The 26233-nt window shown below is 60.9% G+C and carries 14 protein-coding genes and 3 pseudogenes; 9 read left to right on the forward strand and 8 right to left on the reverse strand.

From position 1 onward, the window contains the following. Positions 1-158: 158 nt before the first annotated feature. Positions 159-2915, reverse strand: a complete 2757-nt coding sequence (locus tag RCJ92_RS01495) for a bifunctional glycosyltransferase/CDP-glycerol:glycerophosphate glycerophosphotransferase (RefSeq protein WP_446753554.1) — start codon at positions 2913-2915, stop codon at positions 159-161. Positions 2916-3655: 740 nt separating this feature from the next. Between RCJ92_RS01495 and RCJ92_RS01500 the strand changes: the two are divergent. The 3 pseudogenes from RCJ92_RS01500 to RCJ92_RS01510 all read left to right on the forward strand — a co-directional run. After that, a pseudogene (locus RCJ92_RS01500) lies at positions 3656-4340 on the forward strand (IS30 family transposase); the annotation flags it as partial. 34 nt (positions 4341-4374) lie between these two features. Continuing rightward, a pseudogene (locus tag RCJ92_RS01505) lies at positions 4375-4637 on the forward strand (IS3-like element ISAar45 family transposase); the annotation flags it as partial. A gap of 323 nt (positions 4638-4960) precedes the next feature. Continuing rightward, positions 4961-5923: pseudogene (locus tag RCJ92_RS01510) on the forward strand (IS481 family transposase); the annotation flags it as partial. Positions 5924-5991: 68 nt separating this feature from the next. On the opposite strand, the gene serA reads toward RCJ92_RS01510, so the two are convergent. From serA to RCJ92_RS01530, 4 genes are all read right to left on the reverse strand, one after another. Then, a complete protein-coding gene (serA, locus tag RCJ92_RS01515; protein WP_446753555.1) occupies positions 5992-7587 on the reverse strand; it encodes a phosphoglycerate dehydrogenase in 1596 nt (531 codons plus the stop codon). A 290-nt stretch (positions 7588-7877) separates the two neighbouring features. Then, positions 7878-9128, reverse strand: a complete 1251-nt coding sequence (gene cysN / locus RCJ92_RS01520; RefSeq protein ID WP_446753556.1) for a sulfate adenylyltransferase subunit CysN — start codon at positions 9126-9128, stop codon at positions 7878-7880. Positions 9129-9130: 2 nt separating this feature from the next. Then, on the reverse strand, positions 9131-10054 hold the full coding sequence (gene cysD, locus RCJ92_RS01525; RefSeq protein WP_446753557.1) for a sulfate adenylyltransferase subunit CysD: 924 nt from the start codon (positions 10052-10054) through the stop codon (positions 9131-9133). A gap of 45 nt (positions 10055-10099) precedes the next feature. Next, positions 10100-10894: a 3'(2'),5'-bisphosphate nucleotidase CysQ gene (locus tag RCJ92_RS01530; RefSeq protein WP_446753558.1), complete on the reverse strand. Its 795-nt coding sequence runs from the start codon at positions 10892-10894 to the stop codon at positions 10100-10102. Positions 10895-11046: 152 nt separating this feature from the next. Here RCJ92_RS01530 and cysC point away from each other — a divergent pair, with 152 nt between their 5' ends. Beyond that, complete coding sequence (cysC, locus tag RCJ92_RS01535) at positions 11047-12228, forward strand: adenylyl-sulfate kinase (protein WP_446753559.1); 1182 nt, start codon at positions 11047-11049, stop codon at positions 12226-12228. A gap of 71 nt (positions 12229-12299) precedes the next feature. Here cysC and RCJ92_RS01540 read toward each other — a convergent pair whose 3' ends face one another. Together RCJ92_RS01540 and RCJ92_RS01545 are read right to left on the reverse strand one after the other, a co-directional pair. Beyond that, positions 12300-14063, reverse strand: coding sequence for an SLC13 family permease (locus tag RCJ92_RS01540; RefSeq protein WP_138178270.1), 1764 nt, complete (start codon positions 14061-14063; stop codon positions 12300-12302). A 316-nt stretch (positions 14064-14379) separates the two neighbouring features. Continuing rightward, complete coding sequence (locus RCJ92_RS01545; RefSeq protein ID WP_446753560.1) at positions 14380-19341, reverse strand: PKD domain-containing protein; 4962 nt, start codon at positions 19339-19341, stop codon at positions 14380-14382. Between the two features lie 438 nt (positions 19342-19779). On the opposite strand from RCJ92_RS01545, the gene RCJ92_RS01550 reads away from it, so the two are divergent. Genes RCJ92_RS01550 through RCJ92_RS01570 form a run of 5 tightly spaced genes read left to right on the forward strand, consistent with a single transcriptional unit; the run spans position 19780 to position 25057 of the window. Beyond that, positions 19780-21198 carry a hypothetical protein gene (locus tag RCJ92_RS01550; protein WP_138178266.1) on the forward strand — a complete coding sequence of 473 codons (1419 nt, stop codon included), beginning with the start codon at positions 19780-19782 and terminating at the stop codon, positions 21196-21198. Next, the gene (locus tag RCJ92_RS01555) at positions 21179-22399 is read left to right on the forward strand and encodes a phosphotransferase (protein WP_446753561.1); all 1221 of its coding nucleotides are present in this window, start codon (positions 21179-21181) and stop codon (positions 22397-22399) included. Before RCJ92_RS01550 ends, RCJ92_RS01555 begins: the two co-directional genes overlap by 20 nt. A 3-nt stretch (positions 22400-22402) precedes the next feature. After that, positions 22403-23272 carry a sulfotransferase family protein gene (locus RCJ92_RS01560; RefSeq protein WP_138926062.1) on the forward strand — a complete coding sequence of 290 codons (870 nt, stop codon included), beginning with the start codon at positions 22403-22405 and terminating at the stop codon, positions 23270-23272. Continuing rightward, the gene (locus tag RCJ92_RS01565; protein ID WP_446753562.1) at positions 23269-24126 is read left to right on the forward strand and encodes a hypothetical protein; all 858 of its coding nucleotides are present in this window, start codon (positions 23269-23271) and stop codon (positions 24124-24126) included. Before RCJ92_RS01560 ends, RCJ92_RS01565 begins: the two co-directional genes overlap by 4 nt. Then, positions 24119-25057 carry a glycosyltransferase family 2 protein gene (locus tag RCJ92_RS01570; RefSeq protein ID WP_138926060.1) on the forward strand — a complete coding sequence of 313 codons (939 nt, stop codon included), beginning with the start codon at positions 24119-24121 and terminating at the stop codon, positions 25055-25057. The genes RCJ92_RS01565 and RCJ92_RS01570 overlap by 8 nt, the downstream gene beginning before the upstream one ends. Before the next feature lie 125 nt (positions 25058-25182). Here RCJ92_RS01570 and RCJ92_RS01575 read toward each other — a convergent pair whose 3' ends face one another. Then, the gene (locus tag RCJ92_RS01575) at positions 25183-26226 is read right to left on the reverse strand and encodes an acyltransferase family protein (RefSeq protein ID WP_446753563.1); all 1044 of its coding nucleotides are present in this window, start codon (positions 26224-26226) and stop codon (positions 25183-25185) included. Positions 26227-26233: the final 7 nt, after the last annotated feature.

A 26233-nucleotide genomic window follows, 5' to 3' on the forward strand; every position in this document is an offset into this window, starting at 1 on the left:
GGTCCCAGAACGATGCCGATGCGTGAAGGCGGTACCAACAAGCCGGAATGGTGGTACCTGGTAGGCGGAAGACGTCGGTACCAGGTAGCTGGAATAGAGGTACCATTTCGCCCTATTCGGCAAGAAGCTTGAGTATCAATTTTTTAGAGTCACTGATACTAGAACTGTACTTCGGTTTCTTCAAACACATTTTCATCCAGTCGGCCAATGGCTTCAAAAACCCGTTCGCACGCACGACCATCAAGATATGGTAGCGTCTCCTCCAATCGGCTAATGTACTTGGAAGACGGAGTCCAGTTCAAACTGATGAGATCTTCTAGCCAATCGACCACTTGTGTGGATTCCGTGAGTACCGGTCCAAATCCGTTACAGTCATAATCAAACCATCCCCGGCTAAACGTATGGCCATTACCATAAATTGATTCTTTATCAAATTGATAGTACGCGACAGGAGATCCCGATATAGCGGCTTCCGTGGCAATGGATGAATAATCAGTAATAACAACGCGATTGTTTATTAGAAAGTTTTGAACTCCAACGTTCTTGAAAGACATAACTTTAACTCGAGGCCCAAAATCGAACAAGTCACTATAAGGCGCAAAATGGTCATGCAAAACGAACCTTATTTCAAGATTTTTCCGCAAGCAAAGTTCCATTAATTTTTCGTTACTGACTAACTTTTTCCAACTAATGAAGAAATCACTGCTCTCCAACACTTTTCGTCTAGCATCGCGACTACCGGCTAGCTTGATTTCCGAAACGAGCGCTTGCCGCCATGTAGGTATGAATGACAGATATCGACGCGACCCCGTAAAACTTGACTTCGCACGGACGAGAGCATCATGTCGAGGCAGACCAGTCAGAACAACTTCTTTGGGCGTGAATTTATACGCACTTTCATTCCCTGCAAAATGTTCATACTCATACGGGCTACTTGAGATCATCAGTGCAAGACCCTTAGTGTTCAGCCATCGGGAGAGGTCATTCATAACCATTCCATGCTGTAGAAAGATGCGTCTTGCGGGCGACGGCCCGAATCGCTGACGGCTAACAGGGTCATAAATCCCAGCATCGATGTGCGACGAAATTATGTACTTTGCGTTTAGGGCCGCGTTAACCGCTTCCTGGCTGCGATATTCTATGAGCCTAAATCCTGCCTCGACGAGACGATCCCAATCTGGGCTCGACCGCTTAATCAAGAAAAAAGCGTTGGTTGCCGGATGCTCCTTCATTAAGTAGCGGTAGAAATGTTCACCGTTATCGTCAGCCCTGGCTGGATGGTCAGCGATAATCCACGCGTCCTCGTACTTCCGCCGGGAATCGAAACTATTCGCAATATTGAGGGCGACCAGGTCTGCTTTCTTGAGTTTTTTGCGATCAAGACGACCTCGGTAGGCCGTTAGTAGGCGAACACCCACTCGATACGCTACTCTAAAGACGCTTTTACCTGTGATCCACGACTCTTCTCTTATTTTTAGCCATAACGCTTTCGCCCCTACGCGCAATTGTGCGACACCACGCTCATGTTTTGCTTTGCGAACCAGCTCTGAGGCTGATTGCTTATATATTCCTGCACTGAGTTGCAATCGTGGTGGACTACCTTGAAAATATGTGATTTTTTTTCGGTCGGCTTGTGGTTTTACAATCCTTAGTTTTTGCGTGTCAAGATAAATCTCGACTTTAGAAACTCTAGGCAGAATAATGATACGTTCATACATCAACGTGCGGCCAAAAGCTTCGTGGCGCATGCTTTTTGTGATCGCATGCTCCGAATATTGTCCTTCTAAAAAAATTCTTTCTGAAGGTAGTGTGCCGACGTAGCTATACCCAATTTTACGTGTGCTTCGATGAATATCATCAGCATTCCACATATATCCGACAATATTTTTAGAAGAAACAATAGATTCGTTCTTAAAATGTTTTAGAATTCCCTCCTTCAAAGCCCAGCCATAATCGACGAGGTTGAATGCTCTAATGACATCCGCATCAATATATTCGAAAATTTTATATAACGAATTCCAAAATTCGTCCAATAATTCTTGTGGGACGTTTTTCAAAGGGGAACTCAGTGATCGATCAGCTCTAAAATACCAATAGAGACTGTATAGAACCATATTTTGCGCCCAAACTGGCACACTGCCCGTGTGTTCACTGAGATATTCAAGTAGTCCAAGGTGTCCATATTTGGGTTCATTCGTGAACTTCTCGGTTTTGGTCCAAGTGGTATCAATGAGTGACGATCCGTTTGCTCTCTTTCGGTAATAATAGCGAGCTGAAGCAACCAGTCCTAATACCGGCTCTTTAAATTGCGCAAGATAAATACCAATAAAATGAGCGTCCTCGAAAGCGGGCTTTACCAATGGTGAAAACCGGATATTGTTATCGTGAACAATATTGCTTTTTACAATCGTTGAGTGACCCCCTAAATGGATAACATGAGGCTCTCGCAGTAAGCTTACTAAACGGTCGCCACGTCTATATTTCCATGCCAGCGGATGATTGTCCTGAGCAATTCCCTTTCTCTCATTGAATATTAGGGAACGGCTAGTGAGCATTGAGGCTGCATTATTCACGTCGCGTTTGAGGAACTCAGCTAAAGCGAGAAAATATGACCTATCCAGTACGTCATCAGAGTCGACGAAGGCAATCCATTCTCCATTGGCTAGATCAATACCACGGTTCCTTGCGGCAGCTACTCCCGCATTCTCCTGAGTTTCAACGGTTACTGTGAAACGAGATTTGTGAGCCCATCTTCTTGCTTTCTCGAGAGTTCGATCTTTTGAGCCATCGTCTATCACAATGACCTCAAGTACGTGGTCGTCTAATGTCTGTTCTTCGATGCTTCGGAACAGGTCATTTGCGTAGTTCTCGATTTGGTAGGCCGCGATTACAGCGGAAAAGATCGGTTTGGGCATATTCATATTCTACCTGTTACAGCACGGATTTTACGAAATCGTCGGGCCAAATCAATGATCACGGTAACGTAATTGCCGCCACTGTAGGTATGCCATTGCCGAACCCATCCGCGTCGCACCAATGTTCACTCAGGCCGCGGAAGACATGGCCGAGTCAGTTGGTTGCCGCAACACCTTGGTCTTGGAGGTGTTCATTGATGGCAACCGTGGTCCTGCCCGTCTCGGGCTGTGCAAAGTCAGTTTCGGCGTACGATCGCGACGGGTGCCAAGGCAGCGGAAGCGTCGTTAGCGGTAGGCATGTCGGTGCCGGTGAGGACGCGATGGTTTCGTCACGCAGACGGTATATCTCCGATCTCTTTCACCGGGCCCACCGGCCAATACCATTCATTCGAGGAGCTTGAGGTGATTCCGATCCTGCGTTCCAAAGGCACCGGGACAGTATCCGGCGCGGTGTGTCGGAACTCGGTCACTCGTTGCGGCAAACAGGAGTATCGGACAACGACCGCGCAGTGGAAAGAGCAACAGGCGGTCAGAGGGCCGAAAGTTGCCCAGCTGGTGACCTACGTTCGGAATTGGAGTAGGTCTAGGATCGCTCCGACGGGTTGGTAAATCGCGCCGCGGGTACCGCTGCGTGGGGTGGCCGGAGATTGCGGGTTAGGTCGGACCCAGCCGCACCGGAAGGATCGGCGATCAGCGATCTAGCGGAGCCCGGCGCAGATCTCTCACCGTCTGCTGATGCCGCGCTCGTGTGTGAGGTGGTGACCTGCATGCGCACCGGCCGCGCGCTGCGCCGACCTCGGGCGCGTCACAGAAAAGACTCAGGGACATGCCATCGCCGACGTCGTCCTCAGTAAACGCCCTGCGGAAGCCACTGACCGTGCGATTCTCGGTCACTGGCAAGCGGTTCTGTCCATCGGCTCGAACCGCTCGGCGATCAGGACGCTCAACGAGCACAGTAGCCGATCCACGCTGCTGCTACATCTGTTCAGGCTCAACTGGTGGGGCGCGACCCTAATCGATGAAGAACGGCCTATCCCTGGGTGGCTAAGGGGCCGACACGATGAACGCCGCCTTGGCGGCCTCGATGACACGTCTATCGGATCAGCTGCGCAAAACTCTAACCTAGGATCGGGGCAACGAGCCGTCTCCGCACGCCCATTTATCCGACGATACCGGTACGAAGATATTCTCCCCGACCCGTACTTGCCCTGGCAACGCACCACGAACGAGAATACGAACGGGCTGCTGCGTCAGTACTGCCCGAAAGGCACGGACCTGTCCCGGTAGTCGGCGCAGGATCGCGTGGCTGTCGCTCACTCGTTGAGCAACCGGCCTCGGAAAGTTCTGGGATGGAAGACTCGAGAGAAGGTCTTCGCCGAACAGATACAATCCCTCAAAACCGTTGGTGTCGCAACGACCCGTTGAACTCATCCGATTACGATCCAAGAAACTCACCTAGACCATGAAGCGCTACGGTCTGCTCGTTTCCATGGGACCGGTCGGGGCAACTGCTGATAATGCAGCCATGAAATCATTCTTCAGTCCGCTGCAGAAGAACGCGCTGGGCTAGCAATGGTGATCCAGTTGTAAAAAGCTGCGCTTGGCAGTCGTGGCCTGACTGGAGGGTAAGTTTCATCGTAAGCGCAAGCAGCCATGGTTAGGGAAAATAGCCGGGTGCAATTCGAAGCTACAAGGATCGAGTCCGTCGCGCTGGTGACATAAACCCCAATGATAACTGGACCTTCAGAAGACCCATTCGGAGGTGGTGAAGATAGTAAGGGGGAACATCGAGGACTTACATGAATGGTATGTGAGGAAACTACCATTCTCGTAAAGACGTCGACTTCTTCCTGCCCTACGACACGCCCGAAACCAGATCAGAGACAGCGATGCGATACACGCTGTATTGTGGGCCGCGAACGCCGAAGAGGAATCCCTAGATGCACCCGGACGTTAGGTACACACGGCTTGGCTAGGTGACATAAAGAAGACCTCCGGGTGAGGTGGAGCTTGTCTAAGAGTTCACTTCTCACCCGGAGGTCTTCATGTCCCACTCTAACGCCTTCCTTGCGCCCAAAGGACGTTTGGAACTAGCTAAGCGCATCGTTACCGATGGTAGGAGCCACCGTAGGGCCGCTGAGCGGTTCCAAGTCGCGGTCAGCACGGCCAGACGATGGGCCGAACGCTACCGGCTCGAGGGCGAAGCTGGCATGCAGGATCGCTCCAGCCGCCCGCACACCAGTCCGGCACGCACCCCGCTACGCCGTGAACGTCGGATCATCGCACTACGAGTGAATTACCGGTGGGGGCCGGACCGTATCGGTTACAAACTGGGCCTGCATCCCTCGACAGTTCATCGTGTGCTCTCGCGCTACGGGCTATCGAAGCTCACCTGGCAGGACCGGGCCACGGGACGCACAGTACGCCGTTACGAACACGCCAACCCCGGGGACCTGATCCACGTGGACATCAAGAAACTTGGGCGGATCCCTGACGGCGGTGGCCATAAAGTCCTTGGCCGGCCGGCAGGGAAGAAGAACAAGGCTGGCACCCCCTCCAACCGGCGTCCTGGTTACGCGTACCTGCACAACGCGGTCGATGACCATTCTCGGCTGGCCTACACTGAGATCCTCACTGATGAGAAGCAGGAAACCGCGGCCGGGTTCTGGAGGCGGGCCAACGCATACTTTGACTCGGTGGGGGTCACGGTCAAGCGCGTGATGACCGATAACGGCTCCTGTTACCGCTCAAAGATGTTTGCCGAAGCGTTGGGCCAGGCCATCAAACACCAGCGAACCCGGCCGTACCGCCCGCAGACCAACGGCAAAGTCGAACGGTTCAACCGCACGATGCTCGAAGAATGGGCCTACGCCAGGCCCTACGCCTCGGAAACCGAGCGGGTTAAAGCGTTCCATGGATGGCTACACGACTACAATCACCACAGAGGCCACACCTCACTCAAAGGTCGATCACCAGCCAGCCGCGTACCCAACCTCACTGGAGACTACACCTACTCAAAGTGTTACGATAGCCTTGGTAGAGGATCGATCCAGCGCGAAGGTCACTGCTTAGAAACCTACTCAGCCAAATTGATCTCGCGAGCGATAGAAGCACCTATCGCACTGGCGACTAGATCCAAAACCCTCTCGGGCAAAGCAGAATCGATATTGATCACAGCTACCGCTTCTCCAAGTGTCTCGTCGCGAGCCACCTGCATTCCCGCAATATTAACGTTTTGCTCCCCCAACTCGTTCCCGAGGCTTCCCACGACACCCGGCCGGTCGTTGTACCTAAGCACAATCATGTGATCCGAAATAGGAATCTCAATTTCATAACCGTTGATTCCAACGAGCTTCTCGATCTGCTTAGGCCCGGTCAAGGTTCCCGCTACGGACAGCTGCGCACCTTCGTTCGTCGCACCCCTAATCGTCAGCTGGTTCCTGTACTCTGGTGATTCCGCCGTCGTGATGAGCCGGGTTGCTACGCCGCGCTGTTCAGCAAGCACGGGTGCATTGACGTAGGAGACCTGCTCAGAAACGACATCCATGAATACGCCCTTTAGTGCAGAGAGCTCCAGAGCCTTCACGTCGAGGGCCGCGATTTCGCCGGCTACCTCAACATCGATGCTGGTAAGTGATCCAACGGCGAGAGCATTGAAGATGCGCCCAAGCTTCTCAATTAACGGGATACCCGGGCGAACATTCTCATCGATCACTCCCCCAGCGACGTTGACAGCATCCGGAACCAGCTCCCCCGCAAGGGCCAGTCGCACCGACTTTGCCACGGATACGCCGGCCTTTTCCTGCGCTTCATCGGTGGAAGCACCAAGGTGCGGAGTGACGGTGACATTATCAAACTCAAAGAACGGCAGGTCGGTGCTCGGTTCCTTGACGAAGACGTCAATGCCGGCACCGGCAATCTGCTCGTTCTTCAGAGCCTCGTACAGTGCATCCTCATCCACAAGTCCACCGCGGGCGACATTCACTACATAGGCACTCTTCTTCATCTTGGCGAAGGCTTCCTTGTCGAGCATGCCAATCGTTTCCGGAGTACGAGGCATGTGGATGGTAATGAAGTCCGCCTGTTCCAGCAGCTCGTCCAAGCTCAACAGTGTTACGCCCAGTTGCTGGGCTCGCGTAGGCGTGATGTAGGGGTCATAAGCAACGATGTCCATGCCGAAGCCCTGCAGGCGCTGCGCCACCAGGGCACCAATACGCCCCAGGCCGATAATGCCGGCCTTCTTTTCGAAAAGCTCCACTCCCGTGAAGGAACTGCGCTTCCACGCACCGCCCTTCAGGGACGCGTTGGCCGCAGGAATCCGACGCGCCAGCGACACGATGTGGCCCACGGTGAGTTCGGCCGCGGAAATGATATTGGAAGTGGGCGCGTTAACCACCATCACGCCAGCCTGGGTCGCGGCCTTGATATCGACGTTATCCAAGCCCACGCCGGCGCGAGCCACCACCTTCAGGTTCTTGGCTGCGGCCAGGGCTTCGGCATCAACCTGAGTTGCCGAGCGAACCATAATCGCGTCGACGTCCTTGATCGCGTCCAGCAGCTGGGCACGATCCGCCCCGTCTGTCTGACGAATTTCAAAGTCTGGGCCTAGAGCGGCAACAGTTGCAGGAGAGAGCTGTTCGGCCAGAAGTACTACGGGCTTGTTGTCAGACACGAGGGTGGCACCTTTGCGATTTCATTGGGCTGGATGCTTACGCGGATACGGTCAACAGCGACCGGCTCCGCAATCCACAGTAGTGCCTCGGATGCTCCGATTCCCTTGATTTTTCAGATGTTACGCACCGGTTCGCCTACTTTGTGAAAAGTTTCACTTAGTCTCTACATTGTTGTCTCATAGGTGTAGCAGGTCACTCTGCCAGGCGTTCTGCTCGTGCTTCTCCCCACAGCATGAGGTGCTGAGCGGTGTCTTCTTACATCGCTCAGCGCCTCACGCCATGCGCCTGTTTAGGCCGCTTCGATAATCATTCCCGCAGCAACAGTATTGTTGGTGATTTCATCAATCAGGATGAAGCCCCCGGTCGTGCGGTTCTTATGGTATTCATCGGCCAACAACGGCTGGGTGGTCCGCATGGAAATCCTGCCAATCTCGTTCAGCGCGAGTCCGGTAGCTTCTTCGTCTCGATGCAACGTGTTGATGTTCAGGCCGTAACGCAGTTCCTTGACCAGGGCCCTGGCGGTCTTGGTGGTCTGTTTGATCGCCAGCTTCTGCCCCACTTTCATGGGCTTATCACTCATCCAGCAGATCATGGCCTCGAAATTCTGGGCCACCTTTGGCTGGTTGTTGGGGCGCACGATCATGTCACCGCGGGAGATATCGACTTCATCTTCGAGCCGCACCGTGACCGACATTGGTGGGTAGGCCAGTTCCACCGGCCCATCGGCGGTGCTGATTTCCTTGATCGTCGATGGCAACCCGCTGGGAAGTACCACGACCTCGTCCCCCGCCTTCATCACTCCACTGGCTACCTGGCCGGCGTACCCCCGGAAGTCGTGGTAGTCGTTGTTGTGCGGACGAATCACATACTGAACGGGGAAGCGCACATCCACCATGTTCGAGTCGCTGGCGGTTTGCACGTTCTCCAGATGGTGCATGAGCGAAGCCCCCTCGTACCAGGGCATGTTCTGGCTACGGGTGACCACATTGTCGCCGGTGAGCGCCGAGACCGGTATCACCTGGATGTCGGCAATGTTCAGGCGAGCCGCGTAGTCCACGAATTCCCGGCGGATGTCTTCAAAGACCTCCTGGGACCAGTCGACCAGATCCATCTTGTTCACCGCCACCACCAGGTGCGGGACCTGCAGCAGGGAAACGAGGAAGGCATGACGCCGGGACTGCTCCACCATCCCCTTGCGGGCGTCAACCAGCACAATGGACAGATCGGAGGTGGAGGCGCCGGTGACCATGTTTCGCGTGTATTGGATGTGCCCCGGGGTGTCGGCCACGATGAACTTGCGGTTCGGGGTGGCGAAATACCGGTAGGCCACATCGATGGTGATGCCCTGTTCCCGCTCGGCGCGCAGCCCGTCGGTGAGCAGCGCCAGGTCCGTGTATTCGGAGCCGCGTTCCTGGCTGGTTTTTTCGACCGAATCCAGCTGGTCGGCGAAGATCGCCTTGGAGTCAAAGAGCAGACGGCCAATGAGCGTGCTCTTGCCGTCGTCAACGGAGCCGGCGGTGGCTATGCGTAGCAGGTCCATGTCTAGAAGTACCCTTCCTTCTTGCGGTCTTCCATCGCCGCCTCGCTCACTTGGTCATCTCCGCGGGTGGCCCCACGCTCGGTGATCGTGGTGGTGGCCACCTCCTCCACAATTTCCGCCGCGGTCATCGCGGTGGATGCCACGGCCGCGGTGAGGCTGGCGTCCCCCACGGTCCGATAGCGAACCATCTGATTGCGCACCGGCTCGTCTTCCCGCGGCTGACAGAACGGGTGCACGGCGAAGAGCATCCCGTTGCGGTCGAACACCTGGCGCTGGTGCGCGAAGTAGATGGAGGGCAACTGAACGTTTTCACGTTCGATGTAGTTCCAGATATCCAGTTCGGTCCAGTTGGACAACGGGAACACCCGGATGCTCTCCCCCAGATTGAGCCGGGTGTTGTACAGGCTCCACAGCTCGGGACGCTGGTTCTTCGGATCCCATTGCCCGAATTCGTCACGGAAGGAAAAGACCCGTTCCTTGGCGCGGGCCTTCTCCTCATCCCGGCGGGCTCCGCCCATCAGCGCATTCAGCTGGTGCTTTTCAATGGTGTCCAGCAGCACCGGGGTTTGGATCCGGTTGCGTGAGCCGTTGCGTTCCTCGACCACTTCGCCGGCGTCGATGGCTTCCTGCACGGACCCGACGATGAGGCGGACCCCGCGCCGCGCCACCTCGGCGTCCCGGAAATCCAGCACCTCCTGGAAATTGTGCCCGGTGTCGATATGCACCACCGGGAACGGGATGGCTGCCGGGGCGAAGGCCTTGGCCGCCAGGTGCAGCAGCACCGCCGAGTCCTTGCCTCCGGAGAACAGCAGTCCCGGGCGCTCCAGTTCCGCGACGACTTCGCGGATGATAAATATTGATTCAGCCTCCAGCGCGGTCAGCTGATCCAGCTGATACCGCATACTCGTGGCAGTTTTTAGTTTCATCGAGTGAACCCCCAAATTCAGTGAATGAACGTTTGTTGTAGGTGTCTAGGCGAACGCGTGTACGGCTTCAAACAGTGCACGCTTCAGCGCCGGATGGCAGACCACCAGGTCCGGTAGGTAAGGATCGGCGCGGTTGTACTCCAGCGGGCTTCCGTCGACCCGGCTGGTGTGCAGGCCCTTGCCCTGGGCGACCGCCACCGGAGCTGCCGAGTCCCATTCGTATTGGCCGCCGGCGTGAACGTAGGCGTCCACCTCTCCCCTGACCACCGCGCAGACCTTGTAGCCGGCCGAGCCCATGGGCACCAGTTCAACATCCGCGTTCTGTGCCAGCTGGTGCACGATCTGCGGAGGGCGACTGCGCGAGACGGCGATGCGCCATGGACGGGCCGGGCCAACGGTCATCGGCATGCCCTGTTCGGCGCTGTCCAAGACAAGGCTAAGCCCCGGCAACGCAACGGCACCTGCCGACAACTCTCCGTCTTCCCACAGGGCGACGTGCACGGCCCAGTCATCCCGGAATTCTGAATACTCACGCGTGCCATCCAGCGGATCAATGATCCAGACCCGTCGGCTACCGAGGCGCCGCTTGTCATCCACGGCCTCCTCGGAGAGGACGGCGTCCTGCGGACAGAGCTGGTGCAAGGATTGCGCGAGAAATTCCTGGGCTGTTCTGTCCCCAGCGGCCTTGAGATCCCTGCCCTCCAGGCCTAGTTCGCCGGCCCGGTCACGAAGTTGAAGAAGCTTCTTCCCGGCACCTTCGGCCAGGTCGATAGCGCATTGCAAATCCCCCAATGAAGCATCCCCCTTTTGCTCCCAAAACAAATCCAAGGTCTTCCCCAAGACACTCGGTTGTTCGCCATCCTATCCATGTTTGGGGTTCAGATGAAAGGGGTTACACGCTACTCGTGTCCTTTACCTGGCTCTAGCCGAAATGGCTTTCGCTCTCTAGGGTGGATTCCAGGGAATACTTCTTGGGGGAAAGTAGGGAAAACATGGGGTCGATCCCGTATCAGGATCCGATCGTGCAGCTGGATATTGCCCAGCTCGACATCGTGGAACTCATCGTGGGCGGTCTGCTCGACCACCAGGGGTTGGATCTGGAAAACCTACCGCAATGGTCGCAACTCCCGGACGCTGCCTTGGCCGATCCCGGCCAGAGGGGACACATTCAGCTGGCCGATCCCGATGGCACACCGCTGGTACGGGTCTCCTACACCCGGCAGTCGGATCCGGGGCAGGCTTCCGTAACGGTGGGAAAGGTACAGAAACTGGCCGATGCCGAACACGGGCCGTTTCGCGAACTGCGCCTGACTTCGCCGCTCGGTCCACGAGCCGTGGTGCTTTTTGACCAGGCACCGTCGGCTGTGGACCTGCAACGGCTGCAGCAGCTGCAGCCGTTGCCCAACGGCACCTGTTTTGTGCTGCTCAGCCCCAGCGACCGGTCTTCGGGTCCCGGGCATGCCGGGACCATCAAGCAATTGCGGGCGGCGTCCGGCCTTTTCTCCGGCAGCACTGCGGGGCATCTGGTAGTTCCGCCTTCGGTGGACGCAGCGGCACTGATCCAGCGTCTTTCCGGGAATGTGCTCGCCGATTTCCGCTCCGCGCGGCACCAGCAGCCCGAGGCTGCCCCGGGCACGGTGGTGATGTTTAGTGGTTTATCGGGGTCGGGCAAATCCACGTTGGCCCGCGCGGTACAGCAGCGCATCCATGAGCAACTGGGACGCCCGGCCGTGCTGCTGGATGGGGATGACATTCGCCGCTTCATCTCCAAGGGACTGGGTTTCTCACGTGAAGACCGCGAAACCAATGTGGAACGCATCGGGTGGATTGCCGCCCGCATTGCCGAGGTCGGTGGTCTGGCCTTGTGCGCCCCCATCGCGCCGTTTGCCCAAACCCGTCAGGCGGTGCGTGAGCTGGTCGCGCCGCATGGACGGTTCCTGTTGGTGCACGTGAGCACCCCGCTGGAGGTATGTGAGCAGCGGGACCGGAAGGGACTGTATGCCAAGGCTCGGGCGGGAGAGGTCAAGGACTTCACGGGAATTGATTCCCCCTACGAGGTTCCCGAGGATGCCGAGCTCACCCTGGATCTATCGGTCGTGGATTTGAATACCGCCACCGACCGGGTCTTTGAGCTGCTGGCGGCCCACACGCCGGAAGCCGTACACGTCCACTAGGTTTCGGCGGGGCCGCTGAAGGGCGCACACGGCGCACGGCCGCCCGCCTTCGTTGTGGCGGGCGGTGCGGGCTAGAGCGGCCAGACGAGGGGAACCACGCTCAGCGTGACGGCGGCCGTCACCAAACTCATTGGGATCCCGATCCTGACAAAGTCGATGACCCGGTACCCACCAGGACCCATCACCATCAGATTTGTCTGGTAGCCGATGGGGATGATGAAGCTGGCCGAGGCGGCGATCATGACCGTGATGGCGAAGGGCATGAAGTTTGCCTCCACCCGTTCGGCCACAGCCATGGCAATGGGAAAGACCAGGATTGCCGCGGCGTTGTTGGTCAGCAGCTCGGTAAAGCACAGCGTCAGCAGGAACACCAGCGCCAACGCTCCCCAGGGCCCGGTGCCGGCCAGCAGCAGCGTGTTGGCGATGGTGGCGGCCGCCCCGGTTTTCACCATCGCCGCCCCGAGCGCGAACGAGGCGGCAATGACGATGATGACCTGCAGGTCGATATGCCGGCGCACGTTGCCCATGGACAGGCACCCGGTCACCAGCATGGCCAGCGCGGCCAGCAGGGCCGCCTGGATGACTTCCAGGACACCCAGGGCGTTCAGGGCGACCATTCCGATCAGGATGGCAATCGCCCACGGGGCCTTGCGGAAGTTGGCCGGGGCGATGTCGCTGATGTTGCTGACCAGCATGAAATCCCGCCGGAAACGGTAGTGGCGCACAAAGTCGGTTCCGGTCTCCAGCAGCAAGGTGTCCCCGACCCGCAGTTTCACGTCCCCGATTTTTCCGCGCAGCATTTCTCCGGACCGGGAGATGGACAGGATCACCGCCTGATAGTGGGAGCGGAAGCGGCTTTCCTTGACGCTTTGGCCGATCCCAGTGAAATCCGGTCCCACGACCGCCTCCACCAGCCGGCGCTGGGAGTGGCGGATCCCCAGCTTGGAGACATCTCCGGCGCTGGGTTCCAGTCCGCGGATGTGGCGCAGTTCGCTGGCACACTCCGGTGCCCCGACAAAGATCAGGATGTCCTCCGGGTCCAGGATAAGTTCCGGGGTGACCTCTACCACAAGGTGCTCATCACGTTCCACCCTGGTCAAGAACCCATGGGTCAAGCTGCGCAGCCCGGCGGCGGCGACGGACTTGCCGGCAATCGGGCCATTGGGCTGGACCCGGAACTCCACCGCGTACTCGCGGGCCGACTGCATCTGCTCGACCGCGTCCTGCCGGTTGGGCAGCAGGCGGTTGCCAAACAGGGTCAGGAACAGGGCCCCGCACACGGTCAGCGGCAGTCCGACGGCCGCGATGTCGAACATTCGCAGCGAGATTCCCAGCTCGGACTGCAGCAGCCCGTTGACCACCAGGTTGGTGCTGGTGCCAATCAACGTCATGGTCCCGCCGATGATCGCCATGTAGCTGAGCGGGATCAGAAGTTTCGAGGCCGGAATGCGCAGCCGGGCCGCCCATTCCTGGATGCCGGGCAGCAGCATCGCCACCACGGTGGTGTTGTTCAAAAAGGCGCTCAGTCCCCCGACCGGCAGCAGCATGCGCGCGTAGGCGCCGCGCACGCTGGAGGGACGGCCCAGAAGGTTCTGGGTGATCCACTGCACGGCCCCGGTCTCGCTCAGTCCGGCGGCCACCACATAGAGCACGGCGACCGTGATGACCCCGGTGTTGGAGAACCCCGCGAGCGCCTCCTGGGGCGTCAGGATGCCCAGGAGCATCAGGCACAGTGCCGCTCCCATCAGAATCAGGTCCGCGGCCAGCCGTGTGGCGGCCAGCAGCCCCAGGACGCACAGCACAACGACCAGCGTCAATATGGCATCAATGCCCACAATACTCCCCCTGTATTGCCATGAAACCCACCCCATATGGGTCAGCGCCGCTCAGTGACCTCACCCTGGCGCAGACCATTTCATCTGGCGCCCAGGTTCATGATGTGATGCAGCGTTTACAGAACTCATTTTTGCAGAGCCCGGCCCATCAGTCCATGCCGCCACCGCACCGATCCCGGCATGTCGCGCGTTGCGGCGCAACCGGCCGGGCAACAATTCCTGCCGCGGCGTGCCGTGTGGATCTGTGCACAAGACGACGGTGGCCTGCAATCCAGTGCTGGATTGCAGGCCACCGTCGTTGTGGCGCACCGGGCGGCTAGTCCTCGGCGCCGAGCACCACCGTTCCCATGACGGCGTTGGAGGTGCTGCTGTCCGCGGTGCCGGTCAGTCCGCCCACGGCGCCGGCGCTGACCGGTCCGTCGGAGTCAGCCAGCATCCAGGACAGGTGCCCGGCCCCGGTGCCCGCCCCGGTCTGTCGGGTCGACAGCGCCGAGGGGATGGACCACTTGGTGGTGGAGGCGGTCTTGTCCGCCCAGTAGGACAACACCCAGTCCCCGTTGGCCGCGGTGGCCTCAGGTGTCTGGTGTTCGGCCTTCGCACCCACCTCGGGTTCCATCACGAAGGAGGCCGAGTTCACCGTGGCGTTGCGGTAGACCGCCACCGACAGTGAGCCGCGCGCATATCCGCCGACCGAGACACTCACCGTGGCCCCGGCGTCGGAGGCCGTGGCCACCTTGGAGAACATCGCTCCCTGCATCGAGGCGGTGGCGACCTGGGCCCGTTGCTCCCAGGAGGCCGGGATGCTGGGGGCCGAGGTGTACTGGTTGGTGACAAACACGCCGACCAGCACGTCTCCGGCCTGGATGCCCGAGGGCAGCTTCACCGAGTGGTTGATCGCATTCGCGGTCCCGGAGTTGGCGGCCGAGGCCACGAACTCCACCTCGGATTCGGGTTCCGGTGCGGTGTCCGCTTCAACACTCACCGAGGCCGTCTTGGTGCCGCTGGCTCCCTGCGGGTCGGTGACCTTCAGGCTGACCTGATAGGTCCCGGCTTCGCTAAAGGCGTGGCTGAAGCTTTCCCCATTGGCCTTTTCTTCGCCGTTGACGGACCAGGTGTAGTCCAGCAGCGCACCTTCGGGGTCCGAGGACCCGGTGCCGTCGAAGATGCAGGCCAGGAAGTCACAGTCCCACTCGAAGTCGGCCACCGGCTTGGCGTTGCCGCCCTGCCCGGGTGCCCCGGCCAGGACCACCGAGGCCATGACCGCGTTGGCGGTCGTGGAGTTGGCGGTGGCCTTCAGCCCGCCGGCGTCCCCGGAGGAGACTGCCCCGTTGGAGTCGGCCAGCATCCAGGACAGGTGTCCCGCCCCGCTGCCGGATCCGGTTTCCCGGGCCACGGTGCCGCCGGGCAGCTGCCAGGTGGTGGTCGATGCGGTCTTGTCCGCCCAGTAGGACAGCAGCCAGCTGTTCGATTGGGCGTTGAGCACCGGGGTGGTGTGCACCGCGCCGGTGGTGGTCTCCGGGCGCATCGCGAACGAGGCCCCGTCAACGGTGGCGTCCCGGTAGGCCGAGAGCACCAGTGATCCCCTGACATACCCGCTGCTGCCCACGCTCACCCTGCTGCCGGCATCGGAGGCCGAAGCGATCTTGGAGTAGATCGCCCCGCTCATGCTGGTGGTGGAGGCATCGGCCCGCGTTTCCCAGCCGGCCGGTGCGCTGAGCGTGGTGCTGCCCGAGTTGGTGGACAGGACCGCCACCATCAGGTCGCCTTCCTTCACCGCGGAGGGCACGCTCACCGTATGGCTGGTGCTGGTGGTGGCGCCGTCGTTGGCCGTCGAGGCGACGAACGAGACGTTGTTTCCGGGCTGTGGGCCCGGGTCCTGCACCACGCTCACCGGCTGGGTCACCGAGCCGGTCTCGTTGGCGTCGTCGGTAACCGTCAAGGTGACCTGGTAGGTGCCAGGCTGTTCGAAGGCGTGGGTTGCGACCATGCCCTCGGCGACCTCGGTGCCGTTCACGCTCCACACGTAGCCAGTGATCTCCCCGTCCGGGTCGGCGGAGAGGGTGCCGTCAAACGTGCAGGAAAGGAACACGCAGTCCTGGGTGAAGGAAGCCTTCGGCACCTGGTTGGCTGCCGCGCTGACCTGCACCTCCTCCTGCACGGTGTTGGTGGCCCCGGCATCATCAGTTACCGTCAGGCTCACCGTGTACTTGCCGCCGGCAGGGAATTTGTGCACGAACTCCACCGCATCCCCGCTGCCGCCATCGGACGTGCTCCACTTGTACGAGGCAATCTCGCCCTCCTGATCCGTGGACCCGCCGCCGTTGAAGGTGCACTCCAGCTGGTTGCAGGTGGTCAGAATCTTGGCCTCCGGCTCCGAGTTCGGGGTGGTGCTCACCTCCAGCTCGACCTGCTTCGTGTTGGTGGCGCCCCGGTCGTCGGTGACGGTCAGGCTGACCGTGTACGTTCCGGCTTCGGCGAATTCGTGGCTGAAGGTGGCTCCTTCACCGCTGCCGCCATCGGAGGTGCTCCAGGCGTAGGAGGCGATTTCACCGTCCGGGTCGCTGGAGTCCGCACCGGAGAACTCGCACGCCAGCTGATCACAGGTTTGGGTGATCTGGGCGGTCGGTGCCTGGTTCTCAGGCGCGGTGACCGTGACCGTGACGGTCTTGGTCGCCGTCGCCCCGTCATCGTCGGTGACCGTGAGGGTGACCTCATAGTCCCCGGCCTCGGCGTACTGGTGCTCGACCTGTTTGCCGGTACCGGTCTTGCCGTCCCCGAAGTTCCAGGCGTAGTCCTTGATCTCCCCATCGGAATCCGTGGATCCCGAGGCGTCAAAGGCACATCCCAAATCGGTGCATTCCGAGCCGAAGTCCGCGGTCGGCGGTTTGTTCGGCAGCGGCGGCGCCCCATCGCTGGTCATCGAGATCAGCGCCCGACTGGCCCAGTTCGCCCCGTCCTTGTCCGGCCCGGAAACCACCTGGGTGGGTCCCTCGGCCGTGCCGTCGGTGACACCCTGCCGCCAGTTGGCGGCCATCAGGTCGCCATCTGGGGTGGCCAGGTAGAGTTTGTCACCGGCCTGGAACATACCGCGCACCGCACTCCAGGGCACCTGCGCAGACGCGGTGGCCACCGTGAAGCGTTCGGCCCCGATAATCCCGCTGTCCAAATCCAGGTAGCGCATGAACAGGGCGTTCTGCCCGCTCAGGGTGAAGTAGATCCGGTCGTTCTGGAAGAACAGCCCCGTCATCTGCTGCGCCTCGCTGGAGAAGTTGGTCAGCCCATACAGATCATGGGTGGCCGCGTTGCCCAGCGTATTGCCGTTCAGCGTTCGACTGACGAAAGTGCCGTCGGCCATCGCGAAGTACATCCGGCCATCGGCCACAAAACCGCCACGCACCGCATCCCAGTTCACGTTCCCGGTGAGCTTGGTGGCGCCCTTGGACGCGGCGCTGGTGCCGTCAAAGTAGGTTTCGTTTACTTGTGCGCTGGCCCCTGGGTCCGGGGCCTGGGCATCCAGGTCCACGATCTCCACGCCGTTTACGGCCGGGTTCTCAGTGACATGGTCGAAGGTGATGTTGATGCTGCCATCGCTGACCACCCGCTTGCTGAGCATGGTGCCGATATTGTGGCCCGGGTCAGCGTTCAGGTCGATGTTGCTGTAGGCGCGGCTGCCCTCGACATCCAGGTTGTAGACACGCGAGCCCGGGGCGGTGGTGCAGTTGCACCGGTCGGCCAGGTACACCCGCACCTCAACGTTCTTCCCGGAGTCCACCGGGAAGTTGTACTGCAGCTTCTCCCCGCCGGCTGGGTCCCAGCGCTCGCTGGAGTAGATCCCGCGCGGCGTTGATTCGGGCACCTTGTCGCTCAGCGAACCGACGGCGTCATAGCCGGCGCTGTTGTTCCCGCTGCTGCGGTAGTTGCTGCCCGGGGCGTTGTTATCGCCCAGCCAGTCCATCCCGCCATCCACTGCCGGGATGGTGTCGCCCCCGGAGTTGATGCGGTAAAGGTAGCGCGGATCCTGGTTGGAGGACAGCGCCCCGGCCTGCACGACGTCCACCGGCAGTGCAGGTGGTTCGGCTGACGGGATTTCAGTGCCTCCGGCCAGCGGGAACAGTGCGATGCGCCCCTTGTACACGTAGCGGGCGATACGGTCTGTATCCGAACCCACCCAGAGCCCGTCCTTGGTCGCCAACAGGTCAAAGACGCCGCGGCCCCGGTCGCGTCCCGGGTTCCATTCGATGGGCATGCCGTTGGAGGCGTTCAGCGCACCAATGCCTTCGCGTCCCACGGCGCCCTGCCCGGCGGCGTCGGCGCGGAACGGGTTGTTGACCCAACGCATGTGCCCACCGAAGTAAATGGTGTTCTGTGTGGCTTCCAGCGCGTAGACACTGTCACCACCTGTGTAGTCCACCCACACCGGGTTGATGCCGGCACCGCTGTCATCACTCTGCCAGCGGGAGATGGTGTCACACAGGGTGGGCGGACCACTGCCGTAGCCGCCCATGGATGAGAGCACGAAGTAGCTGCCGTCGGGGGCGAAGTCCAAATCGTTGAGGTAGTAGGCGAAGGACGGGTAGCAGTTCGGCTTCCAGCGCTCGGTCTGCCAGTCGGCCACGTTGGTCTGGGCACCGGAAATATCCAGCACGCCCACCTGTACTCGGTCCTGCCCATCGATGTAGCGGAAGTTGCCGGTAGCCACCATCTTCTTGCCGGCGGCATCCACATCGAACTTGTGCACGAAGGTGATCCCTCCACGGTGGGTATCGGTGAAGGCGACCTTGGTGCGCTCGGACAGCGCCCCGCTGGTGGCGTTCACCTCGGCCAGGCCCAGGCGTTCCTGCCCGCGCACGGCGGTGAATTCGCCGCCGAAGAAGAGCCGGTCCCCCACCAGGTTCATGTCATGCACCACGGCGTTGATCTGGCCCGGGTTGAATTGGGTGATCCGTTGCCCGTTGCCCACATTCAGCCGCAGCACCTTGGGAGCCGACTGGCCGTTGAGCGTACCGAACTGTCCACCGACGTACACCGAATTGCCATCCGGTGCGGCGATGACCGAACGCACGGTGCTGTTCAGGTTCGGGGCGAAGCTGGTGCTGATCGCCCCGGTGTCCTTGTTAAACGCAACCAGGCGGTTCCTTGTCAGGACCGGGCCGCCATTGGCGGCTTGGACCTGGGTGAAGGATCCGCCCAGCACGATCATGTTCCCCACTTCGGCGATGGAAAAGACAATTCCATCCAGTACGTGGGGTGTGTTGTTCCGTGGCGTGGCAGAAACCACGGAGTTGTATTCCTGATCCGACGCGGAGGCCGGTATCGCATTAATCCCTGTTAACCCCAAGATCATTGCCAGGCCAGCCACGGCCGCAAAGAATCTCTTGACTCTCATGATGTTCCCCCAAACCAACCCCAAGTTGGCAATGCCAGTGACATAGCGCCGCCGAAAGGACGACAACTGACCTAATTATGGGTAGCAATCCGGGACACAGGAATAGTGGTAACCGTGACCCCATACTCGTTAACTACTCCGAACTACTTGGATTCACTACTCGCCTGATACTCGATTCGTGATGGGCTACTGCAATCCGCCGCGGCACGGCGCTCCTGGCGCGTCATCCCCTTCCCTTCGTCAACGCTTTGTCGGTAGGCTGGCGTCAGTTTCAAACTCGGCGTCACCACGTGGCGGCCGGGTTCGGTTTCTAACTGGGGATGTAAACCGATGAAGCCACCTGTACTTGGGGGATTTAATACTGCACCGCGCCATGAATGGCGCCTGCGCTCGAACACTTGGTTCGAGCGCAATCCTGCGTGGCCGCTGGTCGCCTTTCTCGGATTCTTTCCGCTGTGGTGGCTACTGGGACTGGGGAATCTGGGCTTCCTGATTGTCGGCGCCCTGCTGGGCTACCAGCTGCTGAAGCAGCCGCGGATTCAGGTGCCGCCGGGATTCTGGCTATGGGGACTGTTCTTGATCATCGTGGCCCTGGGCGTGTTCGTGCTCTGGGTCCCGGTGCCCGGCCTGATGCCCGAAAGCGGTGCGTCCCGCGTTTTGAGCTGGGCCTACCGCTTCGGGTGGATATTGGCCAGCACCGCGGTGATGCTCTTTATCGGCAACAGCTCGCAAAAGACGCTTGCAGACCGCACCATTATCACCCTGCTGGCCATGCTTTTCGGGGTCACGGTACTGGGCGGCTATGCCGGGGTGTACCTGAGCTTCCTTGACTTCCCGTCGGTGTTGGAGGCCGTGCTACCGCACGCCATCACCTCCAACACATTTGTGAATTCACAGATCCATCCCGGGCTGACCCAGGTGCAGGACATCCTGGGGTATTCCAGTGCGCGCCCCAAGGCGCCCTACCAGTACGCCAACTCCTGGGGCGCCAACTACGGCCTGTTGCTGCCGTTCTACCTGCTGGTCATCAAGTATGTTGCCCGCAAGTGGGTGCGGGTGCTGCTATGGGTCGGGTTGCTGGCAGCGATCCCGCCGGCCATCCTCTCGCTGAATCGCGCCATGTGGGTTGGGCTGGTGGTGCTCGGGCTGCTGCTCCTGGTCCGGTTGACGCTGAACGGGCACTTCATGGCATTGGCTGGCTTCTGCACCGCGTTCCTGGTGGCGGCGGTGCTGCTGATCAGCACCCCACTGTGGGAGGTCATCCAGGCACGCCTGGACAACCCGCACAGCAACACGGGCCGCACCAACCTGGCCAGCTACACGCTCAAGACCACGGTGGAGCATTCCCCGTTCATCGGTTTCGGCTCCACCCGCACCCGGCAGGGGAACTTCTTCTCCATTGCCGCCGGCGCCACCGCGGACTGCCACCAGTGCTCGCCCCCGCAGCTGGGGACCCAGGGCACGCTGTGGTACCTGATCTTCTGCACCGGCATCATCGGCACGCTCCTGTTCCTGGCGTTCTTCGTGCGCCGCTATTTCCCGATACTCAAGAGCAGGGACTCACGCCAGTGGGTCATGGTCTACCCGGCGCTGTTCTTCGCCTGCGTGCTGCCGACCTATGACACCATCACCACTTCCCTGTTCATCCTGATGATCGCCACCGGTCTTTCCTGGCGCTGGTTCAGGGAAAAACAGGAACTAGACCCATTAGCGGAAGGACTGGTCATTGATGAACAGCGCTACCGGTGAACGACTCGGCTCACTGTGTGAAACGCTCGGTGAGCTCTTCCCGCACGGAACCGTCGAAGTGCAGGATCTTGCCCCCGGGCAGGATGGCTGGCGGCTGGTGCCCTCGCGCACCAACCCGCGCCTGGCGGTCCCGGCCAACGTTCCCGCCGCCGCGATGCGCAGTGCGATCCGCCCCTGCGCTAGCGACGGTCTCAAGCACAAGGCCCGCCGCTACGCCCTGGCCGCGGCGCTGCGTTCACCGGCAGGCGCACGGTTGATGCCCGCCGGGATCACCGTCGGTGACGCCTCCGACTCCATCACCACCCATCTGGAGAACATTTTCAACCTGCCGGTCTGCTTCGGGCTGATGACCGGATCGGCGCGCGCCAACCGCAAACCGGTACTGGGGATCTTTGACCGGCGCGGGCGTGAACTGGGGTTTGCGAAGATCGGGCTGTCCGAGCTGGCCCACGAGTTGGTGGCCAATGAACACCGGGCGCTGCTGGCCCTGCAGTCAAGCTCAGCCTCGGCGCTGCAGGTACCGCAGGTGATTTCCTATGACTTCTTTGACAGCAAACCCGTGCTGGTGATGAGCGCACTGCGCCCCAATGCGCTCCAGCGTCCCCTGCCGTTGCCGGTCGGCGCGGTCATCGGGCTGTTGGCCAGCGCGCCGGTGGAGCAACGCCTGCTGGCCGATTCCACCTGGTTCCGGGGCCTGCTGCGTGACTTGGAGGCTCTGGCAGCGGTTCCCGCAGCCGGACGACTGGCCGACATGGTTCGCCAGCTGCCGCGCTTGCTGCCCGAAGAGAGCCTGGCGTTCGGGGCGTGGCACGGGGATTTTGGCCCGTGGAACATGGCGCGCACCAAATCCGCGCCAATGGTCTGGGACTGGGAGCGCTACGACACCGGTCAGCCGGTGGGCAATGACCTATTCCACTTCGCGGCCCACGAGAGGTTGCGCGAGATGGGGAACATGGGTGCGGCGCTTAGGGCGCTGCGCGATCCGGAACTGAATGCGAACGTCGCGGGACTGCAGGTGCAATGTGGGACCCGGGCACCCCGCCACGCCATTCAGGCGATGCTCCGGCTGCTCTACCTGGCCACCCTGGCGGCCAGGTTCCTTGGGGACGGGCACCGGCACCAGGTCGAGGCGACCTTTGCGCTGGGGCGCTGGTACACCGACGTGATGCAGGAACTGATCAAAGACACTCAATGGGGGTAAGTGATGACTAAACAAGAATTCGTCGTGGAAGACACCATCCAGCATTCGGCACGCCAGTTCGCGCGGACCACGCTGGTGGGTTTCGGGCAAATGACCGCGAGCCTGCGCATGCAGCCGGGCTTCATTATCGCCGGCGCGCAGCGCTGCGCCACCACCAGTCTTTTCCGGATGCTCGCGCGCCATCCGCAGGTGCGCCCGCCGATGCTGAACAAGGGCATCCATTTCTTTGACACCGCCGAGCGCTTCAGCCGGGGCCCGAACTTCTATGCCGGTCATTTCCCGTTGCGCCGCCCCTGGGGGTCGGACCGGATCAGCGGGGAGGCCAGCCCGTACTACCTCTTCCATCCCCTGGCCATGCAGCGCATCGCCGAGGTGGCACCACAGGCCCAGGTCATCGTGTTGCTGCGCGACCCTGCCCAGCGCGCCTTTTCGGCCTACAAGCAGGAGAAGGGGCGGGGATTTGAAACCCTGTCCTTTGAAGAGGCCCTGGATCGCGAACCCGAGCGCCTGGCCGGAGAGGAAGAAAAGATCATCGCCGACCCGAACTACCAGTCCTTCGCCCACCAGCATTACGGATATGTGGCCCGGGGCCGCTACACGGCTCAGCTGCGCCGGGCCAAAAACGCACTGGCCCCGGGGAAGCTGACGATCCTGGACGCCGATGCGTTCTTCCGACCCGGCCTGGAGGGCTGGGATCAGCTGCTGAACAGCATCGGGCTGGACCCCTGGCGCCCGGAGGAGATCATCCATTCCAATTCCCGGCCCAGCGCCGAGATGGCCCCGCAGCTGCGCCAGCTGCTGGACCGGGAGTTCGCCGGCGAGAACGATGAGCTCATCCGATTCCTGGGCTACACGCCAAGCTGGCTGCAATGATCGCCAAGGTTGCCAGCCTCAAGAGCCGCCACGCCGAGCGACGCAGCGACGTGGAAACGCTGGCCGAGGTCTTTTCGATGCCGTTGCGTAACCCGGGACGCACCCTGCTGTGCTTCATCATCGTCTTCTGCCTGGGCAGCGCGTTCTACCTGATGCAGCCGGCAAAGTATTCGGCCCAGGTGGACGTGGTGGTCGTTGCGGTGACCAGTTCGTCGCAGGTTGCCGCCGACCGGGACGTGTCCATCGACTCCGCGGTGCAGATCCTGTATTCGGACGCGGTGGTGGGAAAGACCGCCCGCGAGCTGGAGTATCCGGGGCGCTCCTCCGGCCTGCTGCGGGAGCTGGCCATTTCACCAATCATCAACTCCCGCATCCTGCGCCTCTACGTGTCCAACACGGATCCACAGCTGGCCTACCGGGCCGTGAAGCTGCTTTCGGCCAACTTCCTTCAGGAGCGCCTCACCCGCTTGGAGAGCCTGGAGGAAAGCCGGCGCGAGGAACTGCAGGCGCACATCAAGGTGCTGCGCACCGAAGCCCAGGAGCAGCAGATCGAGGACATCCCGATCAGCGAACGCCGTGAGGCGCTGGCCGAATCCTCGGAGCAAATCAGTGAACTGGAGTTTGCGCTCTCGGCCATCGACACCATCCCACCGGACCCGGGCTTTATTTCCCGGCAGGCCGCCGTACCGGATACGGCCGCACGCCCACCGGTGACCGTCTACTTCACCTCTTCACTGGCCCTGGCCATCGTCCTGTCCTTTATTGTGGCGCCCAACCGTCGTTCGGCCCTGTCCGACGCCCGGTTTGCCGCCAGAGCATCTCGACCACAGCTACTTGGGGGTATCAATGTCTGAGATCCACAGTCCATCGCCGGCACCATCGGTAACGGTGGTGATCGCCACACAGGACCGCATGCACCTGCTGCAGCAGGCCATCGAGGCCGCCTGGAACCAGGACTACCAGGGGTCCATCACCATCACGGTCGTCTACGACAACCACGCACCGCATCCAGAGCTTGCCCGCCGCGAGGGCAACCGCCAGGTGAAGGTCATCACCAACACCCGGACACCCGGGTTGGCCGGGGCCCGCAACTCCGGCATCCTGCACGCCGACACCGAGTTGGTGGCGTTCTGCGATGATGATGATGCCTGGAAGCCCAGCAAGCTGACCCGGCAGGTCGCCCTGATGCGCCAGGAGAACGCCTCGGGGTGCGTCACCGGCATTGAGATCAGTTACGGCCAGAAGCGGATGGTCAGGATTCCGCAGCTTGCCACCGTTGACACCAGTGCCATCACCCAGGACCGGCTCACCGGCGCCCACCCCTCCAGTTACCTCTTTGACCGGGTGTTCCTCATCGAGGAGGTGGGGTTGGTCGATGAAACCATTCCCTACGGCTATGGGGAAGACTACGACCTGCTGATCCGGGCCGCGGCCGCGGGAAGAATCAGCGTCCTGCCGCAGGCGGCCGTTGACGTGCTGTGGCACAAGGGCGGTTCGAAGTTCTCCCGCCGGTGGGAGGCCATGGAAGCCGGAATCAGTTTCCTGATCGGCAAGCACCCGGAACTGACCGCTTCGAAGCGCACGGCCTCCTGGCTGCATGGGCAGCGGGCCTTCGCCCTGGCCTCGCTCAAGGAGCGCCGCCGTGAGGGGGTGCAGGTTGCCGCGCAGTCAATTCGGCTCAACCCTCGCCAGCCGCGCGGCTACCTGGCCCTGGCGGTGGCCAGCGGGGCGTTGAGCCCCGGCTGGGTGGTGGACCGCCTGAACGAGAAGGGCCGCGGCATCTGACCAGTCCCGGCCCTCCCAACGCCTTGGCCCCCGGCTATTGCCGGGGGCCAACAGTGTCTACGGCCATAAAATACTGCTGGCGTGGCGGTAGGCGCTCCCCGGCGGCTACTTGGCCGGAAGGCGGGCTACCGATGGCGTGGACGGAGCTTGTTCCCCAACAGCACCACGTTGGTGGCGTTGAACCGGCAGAACATCTTGTCCGCCACGATTCCCAAGGCCAGGGCCAGCAGGACGCCGGTCAGGAAGTGAATCCAGGTTATCTCAACGCCCAGGCGCAGCAGCACGATCCGGGCCCCGGCCGAACCGAAGACGTGGAAGAGGAAGATCGGGTAGGCGAACTGGCCAAGCCAGGCCAGCGCCCGCACCTGGAAGGGAAAGCCAAAGACCGCCAGAAGGGCTGCGAAACTGGCCAGAATCCCGCCCAACTCGTGACGTTCAGCGATGGCCGGAACCACGCCCAGCAGGCCCAGTTGGATCCAGGTGAAGGCCACCGCCAGGGAGGCCACGGACAGCAACCGCCACTTCAGCGCCTGCCGTTGCCAGCCCAGGCGGGCGCAGATGACGCCAAAGGTGAAGAACGGCAGCAGGTAGAGGCTGCCCTCAAATCCCAGCCAGTTCCGGTCAAAGAGCGGCCCGATCAGCACCGAGGCCGCTACCGTGAGGCCCAGCAGGGTCCACAGGTTACGGGCCGAGTCCATCAGGTGGCGGACATCGAGCAACGCGAACAGCACAAAGATCCAGAAAAGGGCCGGCAGGAACCAAAAGTGCGCCACGGGCAGGATCAGCCACATGAACCAGGGCTCTTCACCGAGCAAGTCGCGGTTCGTGCCCGGGGCCAATGACTGCACGGTCAGGAAGATCGCCCCGACGCAAACCATGGGAAGCAACAGGCGACGGGCCTTGGAACGCACGAACCTGCCCATCCCGCTGCGCATGGGTGCGTAGGCGGCGTAGACGACCCCGGAAAGGAAAGTAAACAACGGCATGCGGATGAAGCCCAGGGAATCGGCAAACCAGCGCCACACGCTGTCGGGCGGAACATTTAATCCGGCGGAGCCGCTGACCCCGATGACGTGGAAGGCGACCAAGGCGATGATCGCGATGCCCCGCAGGGTCTCGATGTTCTGATTCTTGCGTTGCCCGACGCGTGAGTTCGTCGTGGTGATCATGTACTCC

The sequence above is a fragment of the Glutamicibacter sp. BSL13 genome, from assembly GCF_052928425.1.